The organism is Streptomyces sp. PA03-1a (assembly GCF_033792805.1).
In the GTDB taxonomy this organism is placed as follows: Bacteria; Actinomycetota; Actinomycetes; order Streptomycetales; family Streptomycetaceae; genus Actinacidiphila.
In genome coordinates this window covers 1-24018 of record NZ_JARAVO010000142.1, presented here as the reverse complement: position 1 = coordinate 24018, position 24018 = coordinate 1, and the positions used below count along the sequence as shown (strand labels likewise).

Annotated in this window: 26 protein-coding genes and 2 pseudogenes; 11 read left to right on the top strand and 17 right to left on the bottom strand. The window is 72.8% G+C overall.

Features of this window, described 5'->3' with window-relative positions; translation table 11 throughout:
* On the bottom strand, window positions 1-238 hold a 238-nt coding region (locus PV341_RS28135; RefSeq protein ID WP_500359290.1), incomplete at its 3' end, for an ATP-binding cassette domain-containing protein.
* Between the two features lie 231 nt (window positions 239-469).
* Between PV341_RS28135 and PV341_RS28130 the strand changes: the two genes are divergently transcribed.
* Window positions 470-1171 (top strand): GNAT family N-acetyltransferase, encoded by a 702-nt coding sequence (locus tag PV341_RS28130; protein WP_500324024.1) that lies wholly within the window; start codon window positions 470-472, stop codon window positions 1169-1171.
* 223 nt (window positions 1172-1394) lie between these two features.
* On the opposite strand, the gene PV341_RS28125 is transcribed toward PV341_RS28130, so the two are convergent.
* The 3 genes from PV341_RS28125 to PV341_RS28115 form a co-directional block, all read right to left on the bottom strand.
* The gene (locus tag PV341_RS28125; RefSeq protein ID WP_500359289.1) at window positions 1395-3551 is read right to left on the bottom strand and encodes an acyltransferase family protein; all 2157 of its coding nucleotides are present in this window, start codon (window positions 3549-3551) and stop codon (window positions 1395-1397) included.
* A 206-nt stretch (window positions 3552-3757) separates the two neighbouring features.
* Window positions 3758-4336 carry a GNAT family N-acetyltransferase gene (locus PV341_RS28120; RefSeq protein WP_500324026.1) on the bottom strand — a complete coding sequence of 193 codons (579 nt, stop codon included), beginning with the start codon at window positions 4334-4336 and terminating at the stop codon, window positions 3758-3760.
* The gene (locus PV341_RS28115) at window positions 4333-4911 is read right to left on the bottom strand and encodes a helix-turn-helix domain-containing protein (RefSeq protein ID WP_500324027.1); all 579 of its coding nucleotides are present in this window, start codon (window positions 4909-4911) and stop codon (window positions 4333-4335) included. Before PV341_RS28115 ends, PV341_RS28120 begins: the two co-directional genes overlap by 4 nt.
* 141 nt (window positions 4912-5052) lie before the next feature.
* On the opposite strand from PV341_RS28115, the gene PV341_RS28110 reads away from it, so the two are divergent.
* The 3 genes from PV341_RS28110 to PV341_RS28100 all read left to right on the top strand — a co-directional run bounded on the left by PV341_RS28110 (window position 5053) and on the right by PV341_RS28100 (window position 7881).
* Window positions 5053-5907, top strand: coding sequence for an oxidoreductase (locus PV341_RS28110; protein WP_500324028.1), 855 nt, complete (start codon window positions 5053-5055; stop codon window positions 5905-5907).
* Window positions 5908-5974: 67 nt separating this feature from the next.
* Window positions 5975-6613, top strand: coding sequence for a mycothiol-dependent nitroreductase Rv2466c family protein (locus tag PV341_RS28105; protein WP_500324029.1), 639 nt, complete (start codon window positions 5975-5977; stop codon window positions 6611-6613).
* A 230-nt stretch (window positions 6614-6843) separates the two neighbouring features.
* The gene (locus PV341_RS28100) at window positions 6844-7881 is read left to right on the top strand and encodes a Gfo/Idh/MocA family protein (protein ID WP_500359288.1); all 1038 of its coding nucleotides are present in this window, start codon (window positions 6844-6846) and stop codon (window positions 7879-7881) included.
* On the opposite strand, the gene PV341_RS28095 is transcribed toward PV341_RS28100, so the two are convergent.
* The 9 genes and pseudogenes from PV341_RS28095 to PV341_RS28055 all read right to left on the bottom strand — a co-directional run bounded on the left by PV341_RS28095 (window position 7850) and on the right by PV341_RS28055 (window position 17575).
* Window positions 7850-9376 carry a glutamate synthase subunit beta gene (locus PV341_RS28095; RefSeq protein ID WP_500324243.1) on the bottom strand — a complete coding sequence of 509 codons (1527 nt, stop codon included), beginning with the start codon at window positions 9374-9376 and terminating at the stop codon, window positions 7850-7852. The genes PV341_RS28100 and PV341_RS28095 overlap by 32 nt on opposite strands.
* A 138-nt stretch (window positions 9377-9514) precedes the next feature.
* Window positions 9515-11275 (bottom strand): MFS transporter, encoded by a 1761-nt coding sequence (locus PV341_RS28090; RefSeq protein ID WP_500359287.1) that lies wholly within the window; start codon window positions 11273-11275, stop codon window positions 9515-9517.
* Between the two features lie 32 nt (window positions 11276-11307).
* The gene (locus PV341_RS28085) at window positions 11308-11787 is read right to left on the bottom strand and encodes a MarR family winged helix-turn-helix transcriptional regulator (RefSeq protein ID WP_499509611.1); all 480 of its coding nucleotides are present in this window, start codon (window positions 11785-11787) and stop codon (window positions 11308-11310) included.
* 144 nt (window positions 11788-11931) lie between these two features.
* The gene (gene aceE, locus PV341_RS28080; protein WP_500324032.1) at window positions 11932-14607 is read right to left on the bottom strand and encodes a pyruvate dehydrogenase (acetyl-transferring), homodimeric type; all 2676 of its coding nucleotides are present in this window, start codon (window positions 14605-14607) and stop codon (window positions 11932-11934) included.
* A 146-nt stretch (window positions 14608-14753) separates the two neighbouring features.
* Window positions 14754-15380, bottom strand: coding sequence for a GntR family transcriptional regulator (locus PV341_RS28075; protein ID WP_500324033.1), 627 nt, complete (start codon window positions 15378-15380; stop codon window positions 14754-14756).
* Window positions 15381-15575: 195 nt separating this feature from the next.
* Window positions 15576-15758: pseudogene (locus PV341_RS28070) on the bottom strand (barstar family protein); the annotation flags it as partial.
* Window positions 15759-15885: 127 nt separating this feature from the next.
* Window positions 15886-16197: pseudogene (locus PV341_RS28065) on the bottom strand (leucine zipper domain-containing protein); the annotation flags it as partial.
* A 333-nt stretch (window positions 16198-16530) separates the two neighbouring features.
* On the bottom strand, window positions 16531-16743 hold the full coding sequence (locus PV341_RS28060) for a hypothetical protein (RefSeq protein WP_500359286.1): 213 nt from the start codon (window positions 16741-16743) through the stop codon (window positions 16531-16533).
* Window positions 16744-16771: 28 nt separating this feature from the next.
* On the bottom strand, window positions 16772-17575 hold the full coding sequence (locus PV341_RS28055) for an exodeoxyribonuclease III (RefSeq protein ID WP_500324036.1): 804 nt from the start codon (window positions 17573-17575) through the stop codon (window positions 16772-16774).
* Between the two features lie 72 nt (window positions 17576-17647).
* Between PV341_RS28055 and PV341_RS28050 the strand changes: the two genes are divergently transcribed.
* Genes PV341_RS28050 through PV341_RS28040 form a run of 3 tightly spaced genes read left to right on the top strand, consistent with a single transcriptional unit; the run spans window position 17648 to window position 18936 of the window.
* The gene (locus tag PV341_RS28050) at window positions 17648-18148 is read left to right on the top strand and encodes a GNAT family N-acetyltransferase (RefSeq protein WP_500359285.1); all 501 of its coding nucleotides are present in this window, start codon (window positions 17648-17650) and stop codon (window positions 18146-18148) included.
* A gap of 9 nt (window positions 18149-18157) precedes the next feature.
* Entirely contained in the window at window positions 18158-18544 is a 387-nt protein-coding gene (locus tag PV341_RS28045) for a PPOX class F420-dependent oxidoreductase (RefSeq protein WP_500324038.1), read from the top strand.
* Window positions 18541-18936, top strand: a complete 396-nt coding sequence (locus PV341_RS28040; RefSeq protein ID WP_500359284.1) for a (2Fe-2S) ferredoxin domain-containing protein — start codon at window positions 18541-18543, stop codon at window positions 18934-18936. The genes PV341_RS28045 and PV341_RS28040 overlap by 4 nt, the downstream gene beginning before the upstream one ends.
* A gap of 94 nt (window positions 18937-19030) precedes the next feature.
* On the opposite strand, the gene PV341_RS28035 is transcribed toward PV341_RS28040, so the two are convergent.
* Both PV341_RS28035 and PV341_RS28030 read right to left on the bottom strand, forming a co-directional pair.
* Window positions 19031-19201 carry a hypothetical protein gene (locus tag PV341_RS28035; protein ID WP_500324040.1) on the bottom strand — a complete coding sequence of 57 codons (171 nt, stop codon included), beginning with the start codon at window positions 19199-19201 and terminating at the stop codon, window positions 19031-19033.
* Between the two features lie 290 nt (window positions 19202-19491).
* Window positions 19492-19926: an ATP-binding protein gene (locus PV341_RS28030; RefSeq protein ID WP_500324041.1), complete on the bottom strand. Its 435-nt coding sequence runs from the start codon at window positions 19924-19926 to the stop codon at window positions 19492-19494.
* Between the two features lie 167 nt (window positions 19927-20093).
* Between PV341_RS28030 and PV341_RS28025 the strand changes: the two genes are divergently transcribed.
* From PV341_RS28025 to PV341_RS28015, 3 genes are all read left to right on the top strand, one after another.
* A complete protein-coding gene (locus tag PV341_RS28025) occupies window positions 20094-20915 on the top strand; it encodes a Sco1979 family transcriptional regulator (protein ID WP_500324244.1) in 822 nt (273 codons plus the stop codon).
* 5 nt (window positions 20916-20920) lie between these two features.
* Entirely contained in the window at window positions 20921-21160 is a 240-nt protein-coding gene (locus PV341_RS28020) for a DUF397 domain-containing protein (RefSeq protein ID WP_499509602.1), read from the top strand.
* Between the two features lie 109 nt (window positions 21161-21269).
* Window positions 21270-21509 carry a hypothetical protein gene (locus tag PV341_RS28015; protein WP_499509601.1) on the top strand — a complete coding sequence of 80 codons (240 nt, stop codon included), beginning with the start codon at window positions 21270-21272 and terminating at the stop codon, window positions 21507-21509.
* A gap of 30 nt (window positions 21510-21539) precedes the next feature.
* Here the strand turns inward: PV341_RS28015 and PV341_RS28010 are convergent, their stop codons facing one another.
* Window positions 21540-22682 (bottom strand): glutathione-independent formaldehyde dehydrogenase, encoded by a 1143-nt coding sequence (locus PV341_RS28010; RefSeq protein ID WP_500324042.1) that lies wholly within the window; start codon window positions 22680-22682, stop codon window positions 21540-21542.
* Between the two features lie 142 nt (window positions 22683-22824).
* Between PV341_RS28010 and PV341_RS28005 the strand changes: the two genes are divergently transcribed.
* The gene (locus PV341_RS28005) at window positions 22825-23022 is read left to right on the top strand and encodes a hypothetical protein (RefSeq protein ID WP_499509599.1); all 198 of its coding nucleotides are present in this window, start codon (window positions 22825-22827) and stop codon (window positions 23020-23022) included.
* Between the two features lie 206 nt (window positions 23023-23228).
* Here the strand turns inward: PV341_RS28005 and PV341_RS28000 are convergent.
* Window positions 23229-24018, bottom strand: a 790-nt coding sequence (locus tag PV341_RS28000; protein WP_500359282.1) for an MsnO8 family LLM class oxidoreductase, incomplete at its 5' end; no start/stop codon positions are given.

The window sequence follows — 24018 nt, the reverse complement described above, 5'->3', positions numbered from 1 at the left end:
GGGCGAGCAGGTCGCGTTCGCCCAGGCCGCCCAGCGCGGTCCCGTCGACGGTGACGCGGCCGGCGTCGGCGCGGTCCAGGCCGCCGATGATGTTCAGCAGGGTCGTCTTGCCCGAGCCCGAGCGGCCCTTGAGCGCGACCAGTTCACCCCGGGCCACGGAGAAGGACACCCCGCCCAGGGCGTGCACCGCGGTGTCCCCGGCACCGAAGGTGCGCACCAGGTCCTCGACCACCACCATCGCCTCGGAGGCCGCCCCGTCGCCCGCCGGGCCCTCACGCCGTTCCAGCAGTCCCTCGCTCATGCCCGCCAGCATAAGGGGAGGTCACCGCCCACAAGGAAGGACCGTCACCGCACTGCATCGGCATGTGACACGTGTGACACCATGCCTGATCGAGATCGCAGACGAAGGAGACGCCTTGGGCGCGGCGAGCACGGAGGCGCTGGCACGGGTCACCGCCTCCGCCAGTACTTGACGGGGTGGGGCCGGACGCAGCGAGCCGACGGCGACCTCGACCGCTATCGCAGCGGTCTCGCCACGCCGCAGTTCAACGGTGTGGTCCGGGTACGGTCCCTGGACGCGGTGGCGCAGGCCGTGACCGCCGCGCGCACCGAACTCGCGGGCGTCCCCTGGTGGTGGGCCGGCCCGGACAGCCCCGAAGGCGCCTCTGCCGCCCTGACCCGGCACGGCGCGGTCCCGCTCGGCGCCCTGCCCCTGATGGTGCGGCCCCTCGACCGCGCCCCGGCCCCCCAGGACCCGCCGGCCGGCCTGGGCGTCGAGGCGGTGGAGACCCCGGACCGGCCGGCCGAACTGGTCGGCACGTACCGCACCTCCATGGGCTTCGCGCCCGAGCTGCAGCCAGGCCTCGTACGGTCAGAGGCGCGGCGCGCGGACAACGCGGACATCGTCCGCCTGGCCGCCGTGCTGCACGGTGACGTCGTCGGTACGACGGTGCTGATCACGGCGCACGACGTGGCCGGCATCTTCCTCGTCCACGTCGCCGCGCCCCACCGCCGCCGCGGCATCGGCGCCGCATTGACCTCGGCCGCCCTCGACGTCGCCCACGACCGGGGCACGCACCTGGCCGCCCTCATCGCCAGCCCGTCCGGTGAACCCCTCTACCGCCGCTTCACCACGGTCTCCGAGTACCGGCTCTTCACCCTGCCCGCCTGACTCCCGGCCGGCGGGAGGGCCTAGGCCGTGTCGTCAAATGCCCGCCTGCCCCGCGGCGCCTGGCACGGCACTCCCCCAGCCTTCGGCCGGGGGTGCCCCCACGCTGCGTTGTCGAATCGACCGAGTAGCCCACTACGAGGACGACTCGCCGCCTTGCGATGCACCGCACCAGACGCCGCTGGGCCCGCCCTTCGGGCGGCCGGCGCTCACTTGACGACACGACCTAAGGGCCGGTCGGCCGTACGGGGTGCCGGCTCAGGTCCGCGCCGTAGAGGACGGTCATCTCGTGGTCCAGCACCGGTGCGATGGCCTCGGCGTAGGACTCGGTGAGGTGGCTGTCGTCGCGGTAGACGAAGGTGTCGGCCACCACCACGGGACAGTCGCCGCCGGTGCCGCAGAGCCAGGGGACCGGGTCGACCACCGAGACGCCGGTGGCCGCGGCCGCTTCGGTGATCTCCCGCTTCTTGTCGGGATCCCTGACCGCCTGCCCGATCTCGGACGCGCACCGTTCCAGCTCCTGCGGATGGGTCCCCGCGCAGTCGACCGCGTCCCCCTTCGGCCAGGGGGTGTCCTCGATGGCCAGCACCTGGGCGCCGCTCCTCGCCAGTTCCCGGTAGGTCCGCTCGAAACCGTCGGTCCACTGCCGGCGCGGGTCGGCGGACGGCCGGGCCAGGTCGGCCGTGTCCGAGGAGGAGGCGATCACCAGCGCGGGCTTCAGGGACCTGATCCGGGCCAGTGCCTTGGTGCGCCACCGGTCGCAGGACGTGTACGGCTCGCCCTGGTAGACCGTGGTGACCGCGGCGACCTTGCACGATGCCTTGGTCAGCGAGACCAGTCTCCAGTGGCGCTCGCGGGCCAGCCGGTCGAGCGCGGGGAACCACTGGGCCGCGTGTGAGTCCCCGAAGAGGACGACCGTCTTCGGCGCGGACCGGTCGCCGTAGACGCACGACGGTGTTGCCGTGCTCTGGTAGCCGATGTGGCAGCCGTCCCGGTAGACCGCCGACAACGTCCCCTTGACCTTGGTGATCCCGGGCGTGAGATTGACCGGCAGACTGCGTTCGGGTGCCTCCAGCAGCTCGGTCAGACGTGTCTGCGGGTCGGTCACCCCGGTGAGCGTGCCCCTCAGCTCCGGGGCGGCCGCTCCCGAACTGATCAGTGGCGGGAAGGCCGTCGCGACCAGCGCCGCCGCCGTGGCGCACGCCGTCAGCCCCGCGCCCAGCCCCAGTGCCCGTGCGGGACGGCCGCGGAAGACGTGGTGGAACCGCACCGGGTTCTCGACCAGACGCAGCGTCCCCCAGGCCAGCAGCAGGGAGATCACCGCACACACCAGGCCGAAGCGGACGGTCGCCGGCCGCTCCCACGCCATCGGCAGGATCACCAGCATCGGCCAGTGCCACAGGTACCAGCCGTACGACAGGCCGCCGACCCAAGTGAGAGGCCGCAGCGACAACAGCGCCCCGGCCCCGTACCGCGCGGGGGAACAGCCCCCCGCCAGCACCAGCACGGTGCCGAGCACGGGCGCGAGCGCATAGGGCCCGGGGAACGGCGTGGCGTCGTCGAACCAGACCGCCGCCACCACCAGCGACACCAGCCCGGCCCAGCTCATCGGCCCGGCCACCCGGGCCGGCAACCGCTCCAGCCGGCCGGCGGAGAGCGCGAGCAGCGCCCCGGCACCGAGCTCCCAGAAGCGGGTGTGCGAGCCGAAGTACGCCCAGGACACCGAGGTGCCCGTCACCCACACGTTCAGGGCGAAGGAGATCGCGCACAGCACCGCGAGCGGCGCCGCCAGCAGTCCGGTCCGGCGCCGGGCAAGCTTCCAGCTCGCCCACAGCAGCAGTGGCCAGACCAGGTAGAACTGCTCCTCGACCGCCAGTGACCAGAAGTGCTGGAACGGCGACGGCGGGCTGTCCGCGTTGAGGTAGTTGGTGCCGGCGTTCGCCAGCCGGAGGTTCACCACGTAGAAGGTGCTGCCGAGCGCATCCCCGACGTACTCCGCGAAGCGGACCTTCGACAGGTACAGCCAGGCGCCGCCGAGCGTGACGATCCCGACGAGGGTCGACGCGGGGAGCAACCGCAGGGCCCGGCGGGCGTAGAACCTCCGCACCGACACACGGTCGTTCCGGGCCAGCTCACGCAGCAGCAGCGAGGTGATGAGGAAGCCCGAGATCACGAAGAAGACGTCGACCCCGATGTAGCCGCCCGCCAGCGGCCGGACCCCGGCGTGCGAGAGCACCACGAGCGAGACCGCGAGCGCGCGCAGCCCCTGGATGTCGAGGCGCAGCGGTGCTCCGGCGGCCGGACGGACCGGTGTTCCGGCGTTCGCCTCCGGTGGCGGGGGTGCCTGCGTCGCAGTTGCCGCGGGCCACGACGCACGTGACACGGAATCTCCTCTGGTCTTGATGGACGAGCGCCGAACCGTGCGACGCCGCTGACCAGACGCTCGATGACCGGGCAGGGTTGCGCGCGATCGGCCGGGTTCGGCCGTTCTTCGCCGGCTGCCCGCTCGTCCTTGTCCTTCCGTTCACCGCGAGGTCGCGTACCGGCGGATCCGCGCTCGCAGTGCGGGCGGGAGCGAGGCGCGCGGGCCTACGGCCGGTGGTTCGACGCGCGCTCCTGCGCGGACGGCAGCGCCTTGAAGTAGAAGGTCGTCGGCCGCAGCACCCCCGCCGGGTTCGCGGCGTGGGCGGGGACGGTGCCGTAGGGGGTCCAGCCGGCGCTGCGGTAGAGCTGTTCTGCGGGGCTGGCGGTCTCGGTGTCGAGCAGCAGGAGGGTCGCGCCCGCGGCCGCCGCGGCGTGTTCGGCGACGGTGAGGAGGGCTCGGCCGAGGCCGTGGCCGCGGGCGCGGCGGTGGACCATGAGCTTGAGGACCTCGGCGCGGTGGCGGCCGTTGGGCTTGCCCTCGTGGGCGAGGCTGACGGTACCGGTGACGCCGGCGGTGTCGCGGGCGGCCCAGACGGTGAGACCGCCGTCCGCGACGACGTGGGCGCGGGCGCGCCACCAGGCGGCCGCCTCGGCGTGGGTGAAGGGGGTCACGAAGCCGAGGGACGCGCCGCCCTCGACGGCGTCCACGAGGAGGGCGGCGAGGTCGTCGGCGGATTCCAGCAGGGCTTCGGCGGAGAGCGGGGCGACGGCGTGCACGGGGGCGGGGGCGCGGCTGTCCTTCATGGCAGTACCACCACGACGGTGTAGCGGGCGGGGTCCGGGCCGGGGCAGCGGAAGCGGGAGGTGCCCCACAGGCGGTAGCGGAGGCAGTCGCCGGGGGCGAGGTGGTGTGAGCGGTCCTCGACGGTGACCGCGAGGGCCCCCTCGTGCAACCACACGTGGTGTTCGAGCCCGGCCACGGGTGGGCCTTCGTACGCGATGTCCGCACCGGGGCGCAGCACCCCTTCGATGATCTCGGCCCGCAGTCCGGGGTGCGGGGGTGAGACGGAGCGCCGCTCGAAGCCGGACGGGGTGTCGGTCCAGACGCGCTGGTCGGCAGCGCGTACGAGTTGCGCGGGCTCGCCGCCGCTCTCGACCTCGGCGAGCAGCCGGGACATGGTGCGTCCGTACGCGGTGCACAGGCGCCCGAGCAGGGCGGCCGTGGGGCTGATCTCGGCGCGTTCGAGGCGGGAGAGCGTCGAGCGGCTGATGCCGGTGCGCGTCGCGAGGTCGTCGAGGGACCAGCCGCGCTCGTCGCGCAGCTCGGCGAGGCGCGCGGCGAGGCGGGTGTCGACGGACGTGGGGGCGGTTTCTCTCACATCCGGGACGGTATCCCAGATCCGGGACACGACCAAGGGTGGGCGGGCCCCGCGCCTTTGACGCACCCCGGCGGGTCGCCTATCGTGTAGTAGACCGATCGTCTACTACGTCTCCATCACCTCCCCCCGGAGCAGGAACACATGAGCGTTCAGGGCCAGAGCAAGACGTTTCTGATCACCGGTGTCAGCGGCGGCCTCGGCCGTGCCTTCGCCCAGGAGGCACTCGCCGCCGGTCACCGGGTCGTCGGCACGGTCCGCGCACCGGAGCGGATCGCCGAGTTCGAGGCCCTGGCCCCGGGGCGTGCCAGCGCCAGGCTGCTGGACGTGACGGACGAACAGGCCGTCGTCCCCCTCGTCGACGAGGTGGAACGGAACACCGGCCCCGTCGACGTGCTGATCAGCAACGCCGGCTACGGCCTCGAAGGCACCGTCGAGGAGTCGGCGATGGCGGACCTGCGCCGGCAGTTCGAGGTCAACGTCTTCGGCAGCGTCGCCGTCATCAAGGCGGTCCTGCCCCACATGCGCCGGCGCCGCGGCGGGCACATCGTGACGCTCTCGTCCATGGCCGGCCTCACCGCCCTCCCCGGAGTCGCGTTCTACGGCGCGAGCAAGTTCGCCATGGAGGGGATCGCCGCGTCCCTGGCCCAGGAGGTCGCCGGTTTCGGCATCCACGTCACCTCCCTCGCGCTCGGCTCGTTCCGCACCGACTGGGCGGGCCGCTCGATGACCCGCGTGCCGCGCAGCATCCCCGACTACGACACGCTGTTCGACCCCATCAGGTCCGCCCGGCAGGCCAAGAGCGGCAACCAGGCCGGTGATCCGGCCCGCGCCGCCCGGGCGCTGCTGCGGGTCCTGGATGCCGACAACCCCCCGGTCCACCTCGTCCTCGGCACCGATGCTCTGCGTCTGGTCGAAGAGGGGCAGCGGCTGCTGCGCGAGGACCTCGCCGCCTGGGCCGACCTCACGGTCTCCACCGATTTCCCCGCCGACCGGTGAACAACGTGAACCCGACGTCTCCCTGGCCCCTCCGCCAGGGTTCCTGCTACCGAGTTTGGACCCTCCTGTGAACGCATCCCGCCCCCGTACGGCCGTCGACTTCTGGCTCGACCCGGTGTGCCCCTGGACCTGGCTGACCTCGCGCTGGATGCTCGAGGTCGAGAGGATCCGGCCGGTCGACGTCACCTGGCGCGTGATGAGCCTGGCCGTGCTCAACGAGGACCGCCTCGACCAACTGCCGGAGCGCATACGCGAGCTGATGGGCCTGGCATGGGCACCGGTCCGGGTCCTGACCGCGGCCTCGCAGGCCTACGGACCCGAGGTGACGGGGCCCTTGTACACCGCCATGGGCACCCGCTTCCACCTGCACCAGCAGCCCCGGACCAAGCCGACGATCGCGGCCGCGCTGCGCGACGCGGGCCTGCCCGAGAGCCTCGCGGACGCCGGCGACACCGACACCTTCGACGCCTTGGTGCGCGCCTCCCACCAGCAGGCCGTCGACCTGGTCGGCGAGGACGTCGGCAGTCCCGTCGTCGCCCTGCCCGGTCAGGACGGTGACAGGGCCGCGTTCTTCGGCCCGGTGGTCAGTCCCGCCCCGAAGGGCGAGGAGGCAGGGCGCCTCTGGGACGCCGCGATCGTCCTCGCCTCCATGCCGGACTTCTACGAGATGAAGCGCACCCGCACCGCCGGTCCCGTCTTCGACTGAGGCGCGGCGACTGCGGCGACTCCGGCGGTGGCGGGGGCGGCGGCCAGGGGCCCGCCGCCGCCCCCGGCCGAGGTGGGCCCCGCTTGGCCCGGTTTCCCCGAGGCCGTCGCCGGCCGTTCGCCTGCGCGGTGTAGCGTCGCCGACGGGGTCGAGGCCGGATGGATCGCCGAGGCCTGCACGTTGTTCCACGGGGACCACCGACCCGCAGTCATGGAAGAGGTACGCACCGCATGACCACCGAACCGTTGCGCATCGGCGTGCTCGGCGCCGCCCGCATCGCCGGGACCGCCATCGCCGCCCCCGCCCGCACGACCGGTCACCGGCTGGTCGCCGTGGCCGCCCGCGACCGCTCCCGGGCGGCGGACTTCGCCGCCGAGCACGGCGTCGAGCGCGTGCTGGACTCCTACGCCGACGTCATCGCCGCCCCCGAGGTCGAGGCCGTCTACAACCCGCTCGCCAACGGCCTCCACGGCCCCTGGAACCTGGCCGCCATCGCGGCGGGCAAGCACGTGCTCAGCGAGAAGCCCTCCGCGAGCAACCTCGAGGAGGCCGTCGAGGTGCGCGACGCGGCCGCCAAGGCGGGCGTGGTCGTCATGGAGGCGTTCCACTACCTCTACCACCCGGTCACCCGGCGCCTGCACGAGCTGCTGGAGTCCGGTGAGCTCGGCGAGCTGCGGCACGTGGAAGCCGTGGTCAACATCCCCGCGCCCGCGGACGAGGACCCCCGCTGGTCGCTGCCGCTGGCCGGCGGCGCCCTGATGGACCTGGGCTGCTACTCCTTGCACGCGGCGGGATCCCTGGCCCCGTGGGCCGGCGGCGCCCCGCGCCTGGTGGCCGCGCGCGGCGGGGAGCGCGCCAAGGCGCCGGGTGTCGACGAATGGCTGGACGCCGACCTGGAGTACCCCGGCGGCGCCACCGCCTCGGCCCGCTGCCACATGGACGCCGAGGCGCTCGAGATGAGCTGGCGCATCGTCGGCAGCCGCGGCGAGGCCACCGCGCCGTGCTTCGTGCTGCCGCACCAGGACGACCGGGTCGTGGTCCGTACGCCGGACGGCGAGCGGGTCGAGGAGCTGGGCAGGCGCCTGTCGTACACCTACCAGCTGGAGGCGTTCGCGGCGACCCTGCGCGACGGCGCCCCGCTGCCCACGGACGCCGACGACGCCGTGGAGTCGATGCGCATGATCGACGCCTGCTACCGCGCCGCGGGCTTCGAGCCGCGCCCGCGTTCCGCCGCCGTCACGCCACCAGCGGCCGGGTCGTCGGCGTGATCGGTGCCAGCAGGCACGTGCTGCCGGTGAGCCACCGGTCGACCGCCGCCGCGGCCGACCGGCCCTCGGCGATCGCCCAGACGATCAGCGACTGACCGCGGCCCGCGTCGCCCGCGACGAAGACCTTCTCCACCCCGGTGGCGAAGCAGGCGTCGCGGACGACGTGGCCGCGCCGGTCGATGTCCAGGCCGAGCTGGGTGACCAGCCCGCAGTCGCGTTCGGCCCCCGAGAACCCCAGCGCCAGCAGCACCAGCTGGGCGGGGATGACGCGCTCGGTGCCGTGCTGCGGACGGCGGTGCCGCGGCTCCACCCCGACCAGGTGGAGCGACCGTACGTGCCCCTCGTCGTCGCCCTCGAAGCGGAAGGTCGAGGCGGAGAACACCCGGATGTCGCCCTCCGGGCCGGGCAGCGGCACACCGCCGTGCTCCGCCGGGTCCCAGACGCCGCGCCGGGCCAGTTCACGGGCCTCCTCGTGGGCGGGGGAGACCCGGTAGACGTGCGGGTACACCGGCCACGGCTCCTGCTCGGGGCGGTACTCGCCCGGCAGGGGGTTGATGTCGAGCTGCACGACGGAGGCCGCGTGCTGCCGGAGCACGGTGCCCAGGCAGTCGGCGCCGGTGTCGCCGCCGCCGACGATGACGACGTCCTTGCCCTCGGCGCTGACCGGTGACTCGGTCAGGTCGCCCTCCTGCACGCGGTTCGCCAGCGGCAGGTACTCCATCGCCTGGTGGATGCCCGCCAGTTCCCGTCCGGGTACCGGCAGCTCGCGCCATGCCGTGGCGCCCACCGCCAGGAGCACCGCGTCGTGCTCGGCGACGACCCGTTCCGCGTCGAGGTCGGCGCCCACCTCGACCTCGGTGCGGAAGAGCGTGCCCTCGGCGCGCATCTGCGCCAGGCGCCGGTCCAGATGGTGCTTCTCCATCTTGAACTCCGGTATGCCGTAGCGCAGGAGGCCGCCGAGCCGGTCCGCCCGTTCGTAGACCGTCACCGTGTGGCCGACCCGGGTGAGCTGCTGGGCGGCGGCGAGTCCGGCGGGTCCTGAGCCGACCACCGCGACGGTGAGGCCGGAGCGCCGCTCGGGGGGACGGGGGAGGGCGAGGCCGTCCTCCCACGCGCGGTCGGCGATGGCGACCTCGACGTTCTTGATCGTGACGGGGTCGGCGTTGATGGTCAGGACGCAGGCGCTCTCGCAGGGCGCCGGGCACAGCCGGCCGGTGAACTCGGGGAAGTTGTTGGTGGCGTGCAGCCGTTCCGCGGCGGCGGCCCAGTCCTCGCGGTACACCAGGTCGTTCCAGTCGGGGATCATGTTGCCCAGCGGGCAGGCGTCGTGGCAGAACGGGATGCCGCAGTCCATGCACCGGCCGGCCTGCGCGGAGATGATCGGCAGCAGGCCCTGGCCGGTGTAGACCTCCTGCCAGTCCTCGACGCGCTCGCAGACGGGGCGCCGCGCGGGGGTGCGGCGGGGGGTGGTGAGAAAGCCCTTGGGATCGGCCATGGCCGCCTCCGGCGCCGCCGTCACGATCATGGGGAGGCACGGTGACCGCGTCCCCCGGCACATGGCACCGTCAGGCCACCATACGTCGGGTTTGTCGGTATTTCGATGGCGCGGCCACCGTGATCTTCCGCCGTGGGATCAGGCCGCGGCCTCCAGTTCCGCCGAACGCGGGTTGATCAGTACGACGTCGCAGGTCGCGTACCGCATCAGGGCCTGCCCGGCGCCGGCGTCCAGCAGCGCGGACAGCCCGCCGTGGGTGGGCGCCCCGACGACGATGGCGCGGGCCCCGGTGCGCTTCGCGTGCTCGGCGACCATACGGCCCACCTCGCCGTGGCCGGTGGCGTTCCGCAGCACGTGCCCGACGGCCGGGATGCCGAGGGCGGCGAGCCGGTCCAGGTGCTTGCGGACGGCGGTCCGCGCGGACTCCAGGTCCTCCGCGTCGGCGGCCGCGTCACCCGCGACCGCGGCCTCCTCGACGTGGACGACGTGCACCGTACGGCCGTTGATCGTCGCGAGGCGGCCGGCGGCCGCGGCGACCCGCTCGGCGTGCGGGGAACTGTCCACGGCGGCGACGAGGGCGCCGCGCCCCGGGTCGTGGTGCGCCGCGGCGTCGTGCTCGACCGGTACCAGTGAGGGGGCGGCGTCGGCCCCGGGGACGGGCTCCGGGGCGGGCTCCGAGGCGGGCTCCGAGGCGGCCCCGACCTGTTCGGCCTGGACCTTCTCGGCCTCCTTGAGCAGCCCGTGGGCCGTGGAGAGGATCACGATGCCCAGCACGAGTGCCCCGGCGCCGATGTAGAACGGCACGTGGATCCCGAAGGCCTCGACCAGCTTGCCCGCGGCGAACGGCGCCAGACCGCCGCCGATGAAGCGGACGAAGCCGTACGCGGCGGAGGCGACGGCGCGGTCGACGGGCGCGACGGTCATGACGGCCTGGGTGGTGACCGTGTTGTTCACGCCGATGAAGACGCCGGCGACGATCACGCAGACGATCAGCACGGTCCGGTCGTCGGTCCAGATCGCGATGGCCAGCACGGTGAGGGCGAACAGCGCGAGGTTGGCGTAGAGCGTGCGCGCGATGCCCAGCCGGGCCTGCAGCCGCGGCGCCCCGAAGACGGCGAAGACCGCGACGAGGGCGCCCCAGCCGGTGAAGACCAGGCCGAGCTGGACCGCGCCGAGCCCCATCGGGAAGGGCGCGTAGCCGAGCACGGTGAAGAAGGCCCAGTTGTAGCAGAGGGCCGTCAGCGACATCGTCAGCAGGCCTCGGTGGCGCAGCGCGCGCAGCGGCTCGCTCAGTCCGGTCTTGCGGGCCGGCAGCGGGATCGGCTCCACGAGGACGACGGTGGCGACCAGCGCGATGGTCATCAGAACGGCCACGCCGTAGAAGGGGCCGCGCCAGCTCACGTTGCCCAGCAGGCCGCCGAGCAGCGGGCCCACCGCGATGCCGACGCCGAGCGCGGTCTCGTACAGGATGATCGCGCCCACGAAGCCGCCGCTCGCGGAGGCCACGATCACCGCCAGCGAGGTGGCGATGAACAACGCGTTGCCGATGCCCCAGCCCGCACGGAAGCCGACGATGCCGCCGATGCTCCCCGAGGTGCCGGCCAGGGCGGAGAACACCACGATCAGGGCGAGGCCCGCGATCAGCGTCCGCTTGGCGCCGATCCGGCTGGAGACCCAGTTGGTGATGAGCATGGCGACCGCGGTCACCACCAGGTAGCTGGTGAACAGCAGCGTCACCTGGCTCGGAGTGGCGTCCAGTTGCTGCGATATCGCGGGCAGGATGGGGTCGACCAGACCGATCCCCATGAACGAGACCACACAGGCGAAGGCGACCGCGAACACGGCCTTCGGCTGTTTGAACGGATTCACGGAACGAGACGATTGCGCGTGCGCGGTCATGAAGGTGCTCCGACGTAGAAACCGATGCCTGATCAACTGCTCCGCTGGGCCGGGCGCGACGGGGCCGGGGGCGGCCCCAGCCGGGTCAGTGCCTCCACGGCCGGCAGCGCGGCCACCAGGGCCGCCCGCTCGTCCGGGCTCAGCTGTTCCAGCAACTCCCCGAGCCGCTCGGCGCGCACGGCGCGACGGCGGGCGATGGCCTCCCGGCCCGCGTCGGTGATGTGGACGAGCACCACACGCCCGTCCGCGGGGTCCGCCGCGCGACCGGCCAGTCCCGCCTCCGCCAGCCGTGACACGACCTGGGTCATCGCCGGCTGAGTGACGCCCTCCAGGGTTGCCAGCTCGGTCAGCCGGAGCGGGCCGGACTGCTCCAGCGTGGACAGCGTCGCCACGGTGGTCAGCGACAGCTCGCTCGGCTGGCTGAGCCTGCGCAGCATGCGGTACAGCCGCTCCAGTGCCCGCGCCACGTCGACGGCGTGGCCGTGGTCCGGGTCGTCGTCGGGAAGATGCATAAGGAATTTATATCACTGCCTTATGTATCTGGGGAGGGGGCGCAGGGGGCGGACACGGATGAGGGCCGGGCACGGAAGAGGGCCGGGCACGCCTGTGACGGCGTACCCGGCCCTCATGCCCCCGCCCGGGGCGGAGCGGGGAGCTCAGAGCCCGTAACGTTCCCGGGCCTCCTGCACGGTCTCCCGCTTGACCTCGCCGCGCCCGGCGAGCGCGGCCAGCGCGGCGACGACCACCGACTGCGGGTCCACGCCGAAGTGGCGGCGCGCCGCATCGCGCGTGTCCGACAGGCCGAAGCCGTCGGTGCCGATCGAGTGCCACTCCTGCGGCACCCACTGGCTGATCTGGTCCGGCACCCCGCGCATCCAGTCGCTCACCGCCAGCACCGGGCCCGGCGCACCTTCCAGGACACGGGTGACGTGGGGGAGCGGGGCGTCCTCGCCGCGCAGCCGGGCCGCGTCGTACGCCAGACCACCGCGCCGCAGCTCGCTCCACGAGGTCGCCGACCACACGTCCGCCGCCACGCCCCACTCCGCGGCCAGCAGCTGCTGCGCCTCCAGGGCCCAGTGGATCGCCGTGCCGGAGGCCATCAGCTGCAGCCGCGGCGCGTCGGCGGACAGCCCGGCGGTGTCGGCGGCGCGGAAGCGGTAGAGGCCCTTGACGATGCCTTCCTCGACGCCCGGCTCCGCGGGCATGGCCGGCTGGATCTTGGGCTCGTTGTAGACCGTCAGGTAGTAGAAGACGTCCTCCGCGTCCGGGCCGAACATGCGGCGCAGGCCGTCGCGGACGATGACGCCGACCTCGTAGGCGAAGGCCGGGTCGTACGAGACCGCCGCCGGGTTGGTGGACGCGATCAGGTGCGAATGGCCGTCGGCGTGCTGCAGGCCCTCACCCGTCATCGTCGTGCGGCCCGCGGTCGCCCCGACCAGGAAGCCGCGGCCGAGCTGGTCGGCGAGGGCCCACATCTGGTCGGCCGTCCGCTGCCAGCCGAACATCGAGTAGAAGATGTACAGCGGGATCATCGGCTCGCCGTGCGTGGCGTACGAGGTCGCCGCGGCGGTGAAGGAGGCCATCGAACCGGCCTCGGTGATGCCCTCGTTGAGGATCTGCCCGTTCTCCGCCTCCCGGTAGTACAGGAGCATGTCGCGGTCGACCGGGTCGTAGGTCTGGCCGAGCGGCGAGTAGATGCCCGCGCTCGGGAAGAGCGACTCCATGCCGAAGGTGCGCGCCTCGTCGGGGACGATCGGCACCCAGCGGCGTCCGCTCTCCTTCTCCCGCATCAGGTCCTTCATCAGCCGGACCAGGGCCATCGTGGTCGCGATCTCCTGGCTGCCGGAGCCCTTGGCCAGGGCCTCGAAGGGCTTCGCGGACGGCTCGGGGAGCGCCACCGGGTGTACCCGGCGGGCCGGGGCGGGGCCGCCGAGCTCGGCGCGGCGCTCCTGCAGGTAGCGCACCTCGGGGGAGTCGGCGCCCGGGTGGGCGTACGGCACCAGGTCCCCGGCGAGCGCACTGTCCGGGATGGGGAGTTCGAGCAGGTCGCGCATGGCGCGGAACTCGGGGAGGGTGAGCTTCTTCATCTGGTGGTTGGCGTTGCGCGACTCGAAACCGCGGCCCAGTGTCCAGCCCTTGACGGTCTGCGCGAGGATCACGGTCGGCGCGCCCTTGTGCGTGGTGGCCGCGCGGTAGGCGGCGTACACCTTGCGCGGCTCGTGGCCGCCGCGGGAGGTGTGGAAGCACTCGGCGATCTTGGCGTCCGTCAGCAGCTTCGCCATCTCGGCCAGGGCCGGGTCGGCGCCGAAGAAGTGCTCGCGGATGTACGCGGCGTCGCGGGTGGCGTAGGTCTGGAACTGCCCGTCGGGTACCTCGCGCAGCCGCCGCACGAGCGCGCCCGTGGTGTCGAGGGCGAACAGCTCGTCCCAGGCGGAGCCCCACAGCGACTTCACGACGTTCCAGCCGGCGGCGCGGAACTTCGCCTCCAGCTCCTGGACGATCTTGAAGTTGGCGCGGACCGGCCCGTCGAGGCGCTGCAGGTTGCAGTTGATCACGAAGGTGAGGTTGTCCAGCCCCTCGCGGCCGGCGAGGCCGAGGGCGGCGGTCGACTCCGGCTCGTCCATCTCGCCGTCGCCGAGGAAGGCCCACACGTGCGAGCCGGAGGTGTCCTTGATGCCGCGGTGGGTCAGGTAGCGGTTGAAGCGCGCCTGCTGGATCGCGGCGAGCGGGCCGAGGCCCATCGACACGGTCGGGAACTCCCACAGCCAGGGCAGCCGCCGCGGGTGCGGGTAGGACGGCAGACCGTCGCCGCCGGCCTCCTGGCGGAAGTTGTCCAGCTGCCGCTCGGTCAGCCGGCCGTCGAGGAACGCGCGGGCGTAGATGCCGGGGGAGGCGTGGCCCTGGACGTACAGCTGGTCGCCGGAGCCGTCGCCCTCCTTGCCGCGGAAGAAGTGGTTGAAGCCGGTCTCGTACAGCCAGGCCGCGGAGGCGAAGGTGGCGATGTGGCCGCCCAGACCCAGCCGGCTGCCGCGGGTCACCATGGCGGCGGCGTTCCAGCGGTTCCATCCGGCGATGCGCCGCTCCATCTCCAGGTCACCGGGGAGCTCGGGCTCCGCGGCGGTCGGGATGGTGTTGATGTGCTCGGTCTCCAGCAGCGACGGCACCGCGAGACCGGACGCCTGCGCGTGGTCGAAGGTGCGGCGCATCAGGTACGCCGCGCGATCGGGGCCGGCGGCGTGGGTGACCGCGTCGAGTGAGGCGGCCCATTCGCCGGTCTCCTCCGGGTCCGGGTCCGGCAGGTGATCGAGCGCGCTCAGCGTGGCGTCGGTCATGGTGAACGCCTCCCAGTTGGTTCCGTGCGGGCAGGGGTGTCCCCGTGTCTCACAGAGTAAGACTGATCGATGATCGATCAAATACCTTGTGACGAGGGTCACAAAGGGGAGCTCCGGCCTTACGGGCGGGGTGTTCCGGGCCGGCGTCAGCCGCCCTGCGGGGCACAGCCCAGCACATGCTCCTTGACCAGCTCACCGACCCGCGGGTCGTCCCTGCGGAAGGCCTCCACCACCGCCTGGTGCTCCTCGGCGTACAGCCGCTGCCGGGTGCCCAGCCAGCGGATCGACAGCGCCGTCCACACCTCGATGCCCAGCGACTCCCAGGTGTGCAGCAGCACGCTGTTGCCGGAGGCGCGCACCAACTCGCGGTGGAACGCCACGGTGTGCCGTACCTGCGCCCCGGCGTCGCCCTCCTCGTCCGCCTCGTGCAGCAGCGCGACCTCGGCCTCCAGCGCCGACAGGTCGTACCGCAGGCGCGGCGCCGCCAGCTCCGCGGCGATCTGCTCCAGGCCCGCCCGCACCGGGTAGATCTCCTCCAGGTCCCCGGCGGTCAGCCGGCGCACCCGCACCCCCTTGTTCGGGGCGGACTCGATCAGCCGCATGACCTCCAGCTCCCGCAGCGCCTCCCGTACGGGCGTCTGGCTGACCTCCAGCTCGGTGGCGATGCCCCGCTCGACGATCCGCTCCCCGGGCTTCCACCGCCCGCTGACGATGCCGTCCACGATGAACTCGCGGATCTGCTCGCGCAGAGAGCGGACGACGGGCGGCGCCATGGGTACTCCTCCGGAAAAGGGCAGCTGACTAGACGATACGGCGACGGCGCCCTCCGGCGGTCCCGTACGGCGGCACCGGGTGCCGCCGCGCCCTCCGGCGAGGACGACTTCCACGCCGCCCTCGGCCAGCACCTTGAGGACCAGGCCGAAGCGGCTGTCCGGCTCCCCGTGGGAGTTCAGCGTCCCGCCCAGCGCCCGGCGGGCGACCGCGGAATCCCGCCACACCAGGGTGCACGGGGTGGTGACCCCGAAGCCGCCGCGGAGGCAGTCGGCCAGGGCGTCCGCATTGCATCCGAGGTAGCCGCCCGGACCGTTCATCGCCTCACTCGGCGCGAGGTAGAGGCCGGGCTCGTCAGTGACGTGCCGGCCGTCGTGCACGAGCCCGGCGGGCCGCGCCGGACGCGGGTCCGCGCAGCCGCGGTCCCGGACGAGGCCCAGCCACAACGACCGGTCACGGGTGGCGTACCCGGACCAGGTACCGGACTCCGCCGGGGGCCCGGCGAGCCACCGGTCCCACAGCGCCCGGGCGCGAGCCGGGAAGGGCACCCACACGCCGTCGGTGAGGCCGACGTCGACGAGCCCGGGGCCGAGTGCGTTCCATGGCGGCCGGTGTGCGGTGGGGGACGGTGTGAGGCCTGCTCGTACGGTCGTGCAGGCCGGCGTCGCCCTCGACCCGCCAGCGGCGGACCCACTTGTGAGCCGTGACGCGCGATATCCCCATCTCAGCCGCGACATGAGCGACCGGTCGGCCCGAGCAGACACGCTCGACCAGCAGCCGCCTGCCATGAACGGTCAGCCGGGCATTACGGTGGGACACGAAGACCTCCGGTGTGGTGCAGTCCTAGACAGCTCCACCACACCGGAGGTCTTCGCCTTGATCAAGCCCGGGCCGGTGTCAACAACGCTCGTGATCAATACACCTAGGGCCCGGTGTCCGTCGTGGATCAGCAGCCCCGCCGCGAGGCAGGGTTCGCCGGGCGGTTCGGGCCACCCGTCCACGGCGTCCAGGAACACGTCCCACGCGGCGGGCGCGCCGGGGCGACGGCGGTGACCCGTGATCCGTGCGTCCTCCAGTCGCCACGGCGCGTGCGGGTCGTCGAACGGATCCGGCGCGGCGTGCCGCCCGCAGTCCCGCGGGCTCACCCAGAGGTCACCGAGGAATCCCGTGCCCCTCCCCGTCCAGGACGTCGAGCAGCGGGCCGGACGGTTCGCACGCGACGAGCTGGTGCGGACGCCGGTACGGGTCCACGAGCAGCCCCGACACCCGCGCGCACACGCCCCACAGCAGGCCGTCCCCGGACCGGGACAGGGCGAAGCCCGGACGGTCCCCGCGCTCGACGCCCCGCGGCCGGTGCCGCCGCATGCTCCCCCCTGCTCCCCCCCTGGAGGATCTACCGGCCGAGATCGTAGGCGACCGTCACCGGCGCGTGGTCGGACCAGCGCTCGGGGTGCGTGTCCGCGCGCTCGACCCGGGTCTGCGAGGCCCGGGCCGCCAGGCCGCGGGTCGCGACGTGGAGGTCGATGCGCCAGCCGCTGTCGTTGTCGAAGGCGCGGCCGCGGTAGGACCACCACGTGTACGGGCCCTCGCCCTCCGGGGTGAGGTGGCGCACGACGTCGGTGTACCCGGCCTCGTCGTAGACGCGGGAGAGCCACGCCCGCTCCTCGGGGAGGAAGCCGGCGTTCTTCTGGTTGGCCCGCCAGTTCCTGAGGTCCCGCTCGGTGTGCGCGATGTTCCAGTCACCGCAGATCAGCACCTCGCGGCCGGCGGCGGCGGCCTTCTCCCGCAGCTTGACCATGTGCTCCAGGAACGCGGCCATGAAGCGCTCCTTCTCCTCCTGCCGCTCCGTGCCGACCTCGCCCGAGGGGAGGTAGAGGCTGGCGACCGTCACGCCGGGCAGGTCGATCTCCGCGTAGCGGCCGGAGCCGTCGAACTCCTCCGAGCCGAAGCCGATCCGGCTCGCGGACGGTTCCTGCCGCGAGTAGAGGGACACCCCGGCCCGGCCCTTCGCGGCCGCCGGGGCGTGGAGCACGTGCCAGCCCTCGGGGGCACGGACCTCCTCGGGCAGCTGCGCGGCCTCGGCGCGGACCTCCTGCAGGCACACCACGTCGGCCGTGGTCGCCTCCAGCCAGGGGAGGAAGCCCTTTTTGGCCGCGGCGCGCAGCCCGTTCACGTTCACGGTGGTCACGGTGAGCATGACGGGGACGATACCGGCCCGCCGGAGGGTGCCCGTACCGGGGCGTAGGCCGCACACCCGTACGATGTGCGGGTGGAGATCCGGAAGACGCCCTACGACCACCCCGACGCCGTGCTGCTGACCGAGCAGGTGCAGCAGGAGTACGTCGTGCGGTACGGCGGCCCCGACGAGACGGCGATGGACCCCGACCACTTCGACGGCCCGCAGGGCGAGTTCATGGTCGGTTACCTCGACGGCGCCCCCGTGGCGACCGGCGGCTGGCGCGGTCAGGACGCCTCCCCGGAGGGCTTCGAGGACGGCGACGCCGAGGTCAAGCGCATGTACGTGGTGCCGCAGGCCCGGGGCCGGGGCTTCGCACGCCGGATGCTCGCCGCACTGGAGGCCGGCGCCGCCGCGGCGGGCCGCACCCGGATGGTGCTGGAGACGGGGCAGATGCAGCCGGAGGCGATCGCCCTGTACGCCTCCTGCGGCTACACGCCGGTGACCAAGTTCGGCCACTACAAGGACAGTCCGCTCAGCGTGTGCCTGGGCAAAACGCTCCGGGCACCGGCCGAGGAGGCCGTTCCCGCGTAGCCTTGGTCCGTGATCGAGGACAGCGCGTCCGCCCGGCTCGCGGCGGGCAAGTACCTACTGGTGACCACCTACCGGCGGGACGGCCGTACCGTCGCCACCCCGGTCTGGGTGGTCCGCGACGGTGAGGCGGTCGGTGCCTGGACCGCGGCGGACTCCGGCAAGGTCAAGCGGATCCGCAACCGTGCCGACGTGCTGGTCGGCCCCTGCGACGTACGCGGCAACCCCACCGGGGAGCAGGTGCCCGCGCGCGCCGAGATCCTCGGACCGCAGGAGACCGAGCGCTACCGTTCCCTGGTCGCCCGCAAGTACGGCCTGCTCGGCCGGCTGACCCTGTTCGGCAGCCGGCTGCGCCGCGGCCGCGAGGGCACGGTGGGCGTGCGGATCACCCTCACGTGAGCGGCGGTGCGCCGCGGCAGGGCGCCTGCACGGTGAGCGTCTGCCGCGACTGCTGCTGCGGTACGGAGAAGGTCCCCGGCGTCGACCACGACGCTCAACTCGACCTGCTCCGGCGGGAACTCGCCGGGGTCTGCCGGGTACGCGTCACCGAGTGCCTCGACGTGTGCGAACAGGCCAACGCCGTCGTCGTGCAGCCCTCGCCGGAGGGGCGCGCGGCCGGAGGCCGGCCGGTCTGGCTCGGCCTGGTCAACGATCCCGGCGCCCTCGGCGACATCGTCGCGTGGGTGCGCGCCGGGGGACCGGGCCGCGCCGTACCGCCCGACGTCCTGGACCTCTACGCCATCGAACCGCCGGGCGGCCGTACCGTGGGCTCTGTGGACGCGGCGGGCTGAGCGGGCCGGAAACGCCGCCGGGAGGCCCGGGACACGGCAGGGGCCGTACGGGCTTCGTTGCCCGTACGGCCCGTGAACCGGCCGTGCCGGAGGGTCAGTCGATACCGCGCAGGATGTGCGGTTCGTTCAGATCGTCCTCGTAGCCGGCCAGTCGGATCGGTGCCGACCTGGCCCAGACGTCCAGGTTCCGCACCTCCCGCTGTTGCGCGGGCTGATCGTCAGGCTCCTTGGGGAGCTGGTTCCGCTTTGACTTCTCGGGTGTCACCGCGCACTCCTTCGTGTCGGGTGAGCCGGACGCCGGCCCGGCCGCTGCCGGACGCCGACCGCCCGGTCGGGCTGATGGCTGAGCGGACGCGGTGGCGCCGGTTGCGGAACCGGGCGGGGACCGCGGTGGGCGGTTCCTCCCGGGGCGGAGGCAGGGGGTGTTGGTGCTCCCCCGAGGGCCTTTCCGTCGGGAGAAGCCTATGCCCGGACGCGGGGTGCCACCATCCCAATACGGCGCGCCGCGGCGACGGCCACCCTTCCCGCGTACGCCGGGCGGTCGTCACCCGGTGTTCAACCGCTGCGCCGTACCGCCCCGGGACGGGCGCAGGAGAGGGTCGCCCACACCGCGCGACCGGTGCCGTGCGCCGGCGGACGCACGCCCCAGCCTTGGGCCAAATGGGCGACGAGGGCGAGCCCGCGGCCGTTCTCGTCGGCGTCGGCGGCCGCGCGTGCCTGCGGACCCGCGGGCCCGCGCCCTTCGTCGACGACCTCGATGTGCAGCGTGCCGCCCGCCGTCCAGAGCAGGCACGCGACGTGGTCGCTGCCGCTGTGCACGACCGCGTTGGTGAAGAGTTCGCTCACCACGAGGCCGGCGTCGTCGCCCAGTTCCTCCAGGCCCCAGCTGCTGAGCGCGGAACGCACCTGGCGCCGCGCGACGCCGACCGACGAGGCCTGCGCCGGCAGTCGGAGCCGGAAGGTGTCCCGGGCGCTGAGGGCAAAGAGCACACACGCAACTATGGCCACTGCTTGCACAGAAGGCAAGGGTCATTCTGCAAATTGCACAATCGCCAGTATCAGGGTGTGGGTTCCATTCCTGACATGGCACACTGCTGCCATGCGTGAGTTGCGACGTGGGTGAGGCGAAGGCGAGCGGGGCGCCGACCGTCCTCCGCGTGATCCTCGGCAAACGCCTCCAAGACCTGCGGGAGAAGGCGGGTTGCTCGTACGAACAGGCCGCGCGCGAGCTGGACGTCACCCATGCCACCGTGCGCCGGATGGAGAAGGCCGAGGTCGGCCTGCGCATCCCGTACGTGGAGAAGCTGCTGGCGCTGTACGGCGTCGACGCCGCCGAGGCGGCGACCTTCATCGACCTCGCCCGGCAGGGCAACCGCCCCGGCTGGTGGCACCGTTACCGTGACGTCCTGCCGTCCTGGTTCAGCGCCTTCGTCAGCCTCGAGGGCGAGGCGGCCATCATCCGCGCCTACGAGCCGCACTACGTCCCCGGCCTGCTGCAGACCGAGGACTACGCCCGCGCCGTGCTGAAGGCCGGACGCCCGGGCGCCTCCGAGGAGGAACTCGAGCGCCTGGTCGCGCTCCGCCGGGAACGGCAGGCGCTGATCGCCCGGCCCGAGGCCCCGCTGCTGTGGGTGGTGATGGACGAGACCGTGCTGCGCCGCCCCATCGGCAGTCCCGGCATCATGCGCGCCCAGCTGGACCGGCTGGCCGAGGCTTGTGAGCTGCCGCAGGTGAGACTGCAGATCATGCCCTTCGACGCCGGGCCGCACCCGGCGATGTACGGGCCTTTCCACATCTTCCGGTTCCAGATCCGCGAGCTGCCGGACGTCGTGTTCACCGAGAGCCTGGTGGGCGCCGCCTACCTGGACGACGTGGACGACGTCTCGGCGTTCCTCGAGGCCCTCGACCGGATGTGCGCGCAAGCCGCGCCGGCACACAGCACCGCAGCCATCCTCGATGGCATCCGCAAGGAGATCTGACATACATGGACGACCGCATATACAACGGCATGCGCGCCGTCGACCTCGGTACCGAGGGCTGGCACAAGCCGTGGAGCGGCGGCAACGGGGGAAGTTGCGTGGAGGCCATGAAACTGGCCGACGGCAGGGTCGCGCTGCGGCAGTCCACCGACCCCGACGGGCCGGCCCTCATCTACACGGACCACGAGATCAGGATGTTCATCCAGGGCGCCAAGGACGGGAAGGCCGACTTCCTGCTGTCCTGAGCCCCCGCATTGACATCTTCGAGTGAACCCAGCCCGCGCGGGCAACCGCGACGACCGACGGGCTGTCTCCAGCGGTAATCCGCCGGACGGACGGGACAAGGGGAGCAGCATGACCGGACAACTCGGACCGCTGTACGAACCGGGAGTGGCCTACGTGCGCATCGCCGCTGCCGACGCGGCGACCGCCCACAGGGTCGCCGACGTCATCGCCTCCCGGTATCCGGGGACCCGCCCGCCGCGGGTCACCACGCATGCGGACGGGTTGGTGGAGTTCGACCTGTACACGTACACCCTGGAGGAGGTCAGCCCCTCGGGTCCGTACGACGCCCAGGGCCCGGAGAGCTGCTAGCCGGGCCCCGGGTGCCGCGCTTGCGCCGGATCAGCCCTGACCCGGGTGGAGGACGACCTTGGTGTAGCCCTCGATCCGCTTGTCGAACTTCTCGTAGGCCGACGGCGCGTCCGTCAGGGGCAACTCGTGGGAGACCACGAAGCTCGGACGGGCGCGGCCCTCGATGATCATGTCGCGCAGCTGCCGGTTGTAGCGCTTGACGTTGCACTGCCCGGTGCCCAGCCGTAGGCCCTTCTCGAAGAGCCGGCCGATGGCGACCAGCAGCCGGCCGCTCTTGGCCTGCTCGTCCGGGCCGCCGGGGTCGGACGGCACGTACAGGCCCGGGATGCCCAGGGCACCGGTGGGGCGCACGGTGTCGATCAGGGAGTTCAGCACCGCCGCGGGCTCCTCGCGGCCCGCGCCGCCGGCCTGGGCCTGGTAGCCGACCGCGTCGACGCCCTTGTCGGTGCCCTCGCCCTGGGTGTGCTCCTTGATCTGGTCCACCGGACTGCCCTTGGTGAAGTCGATCGGGACCGCGCCGATCTCCTCGGCCTTCTGCAGCCGTTCCGGCACGCGGTCCACGACGAACACCTTGGCCGCCCCGCGCAGCATCGCCGAGTACGCGGCCATCAGCCCAACCGGGCCACCGCCGTACACCGAGACGCTCTCGCCGGGGGAGACCTGGGCGAGCTCACAGCCGTGGTACCCGGTCGGGAAGATGTCGGCGAGGAGCACGAAGTCGGACTCGTTGGCGGTGCCGTCCGGCAGTTTCAGACAGTTGAAGTCCGCGTACGGTACGCGCACGTATTCCGCCTGACCGCCCGGCCAGGGGCCCATGGCCACATAGCCGTAAGCGCCTCCGGCGAACCCCGGATTGACCGTCAGGCAGTAGCCGGTGAAACCCGCCGAGCAGTTCTTGCAGAATCCGCAGGCGACGTTGAAGGGCATGACCACGCGGTCGCCCTGCTTGAGGGTGGTGACACCCTCGCCGACCTGGTCGATGATGCCCAGGTTCTCGTGGCCGAACACGATGCCGGGCTCCGCGGCGGTCCGGCCCTCGTACATGTGCAGGTCGGAGCCGCAGATCGCGGTCGACGTCACCCTGACGATCACGTCGTTGGGGTGCTGCAGGCGTGGATTGTCGACTTCCTCGACGGCTACTTCGAACGGTCCTTTGTAGACGACGGCCTTCACGTGGACACCTCCGATTGGTGTCTGATTCGCGGCTTACGTGACCTATTTCTCATGCTGCCCCCTTGGGCAGTGCGAGACAAGCCAGCTATTCTTCACGTGGAATATGGCGATTTGTGATTGACCGCGAGGAAAGGCGGGAAGAATGGCCCACCGCTCAGGAACGCTGCTCGTCCCCGTGCCCGGCCTGTCCGGCACGGTGTACCCGGTGGGCACGCGCGTGGCCATCAGCGGACGGGGCTCGGCCGTCGACGCCTTCGTGGACGGCGACTGGCTGCCGCTGTCGTGGTGGGAGTTCGCAGAGGGCCGCAACGACGACGTGTACGAGGGCCCCACCGCCTGACGTCCCTCCCGTGCCCGTGACGCCGCTTCGGCAGCCGTCGCAGGGCGACGAGTTACCCAGCCGGTAACGGCAACTCGCCCAGCGGGCCACCGAGGTCGGCGTCCTCGCGGACCATGACCGGTTTGTGGTGGCCGAGTTGGGGGCGCGGGTGCTTCCCTCGGCCGCCGTGACGGCGGCGATCACCGCAGGCACCTTCCCGCCACCGGTCAGCGCGCCGCCACGGCCTGTGTGCCCAGCCCCGCGAGCCGCGCCAGTCGGCGGTGCGAGTCCAGCAGTGCCGACCGGTCGTAGCCGGCCGTGGTGACCAGCACCTCGTCCGCCCCGGTGCGTCCGACCAGGCCCGACAGCGCGGCCGTCACCTCGGCCTCGGTGCCGTGGACGCCCCCCGACAGCGTCCCCTCGAACACGTCGCGCTCGCGCGCCGTCATGTGCCTGGCCAGCACCTCGTCCGGCGGCGCCAGCGGCGGGAATTCGCCCTGCGTACGCGAGTGCGCCAGCGACCAGGCCTCCGACACCAGAAGCCGCCGCGCGGCCTCCGTCGTCTCCGCGACGGACACGGTCGTCGACACCACGACGTACGGCCGCGCCGCCCCCGCCGAGGGCCGGAACGCCGCGCGGTAGCCCTCGATCGCCTCCCGCATGCGCTCCTCGCCCCGCACCGCGGCGATCACCAGGGGGAGCCCGAAGGCCGCCGCCGTGGCCGCTCCCGCGCCGCTGGCCAGTACGAACGCCGGGACGCGCATCCCCTCCGGCGGCCGCGCGTGCACCGCGCCGGGGCCAGCCGTGCCGGTGAAGTAGCCGAGCAGCTCCGTCAGCAGTTCCTCGAAGTCCCCGGCGGCCTGGGCATCGCGTCCCAACGCCCGGCGCACTCCGTCCGTGAAGCCCACCGACCGCCCCAGCCCCATGTCGATCCGCCCGGGGAACAGCGACTCCAGCACCCCGAACTGCTCCGCCACCACCAGCGGCCGGTGGTTGGGCAGCATGACCCCGCCCGTG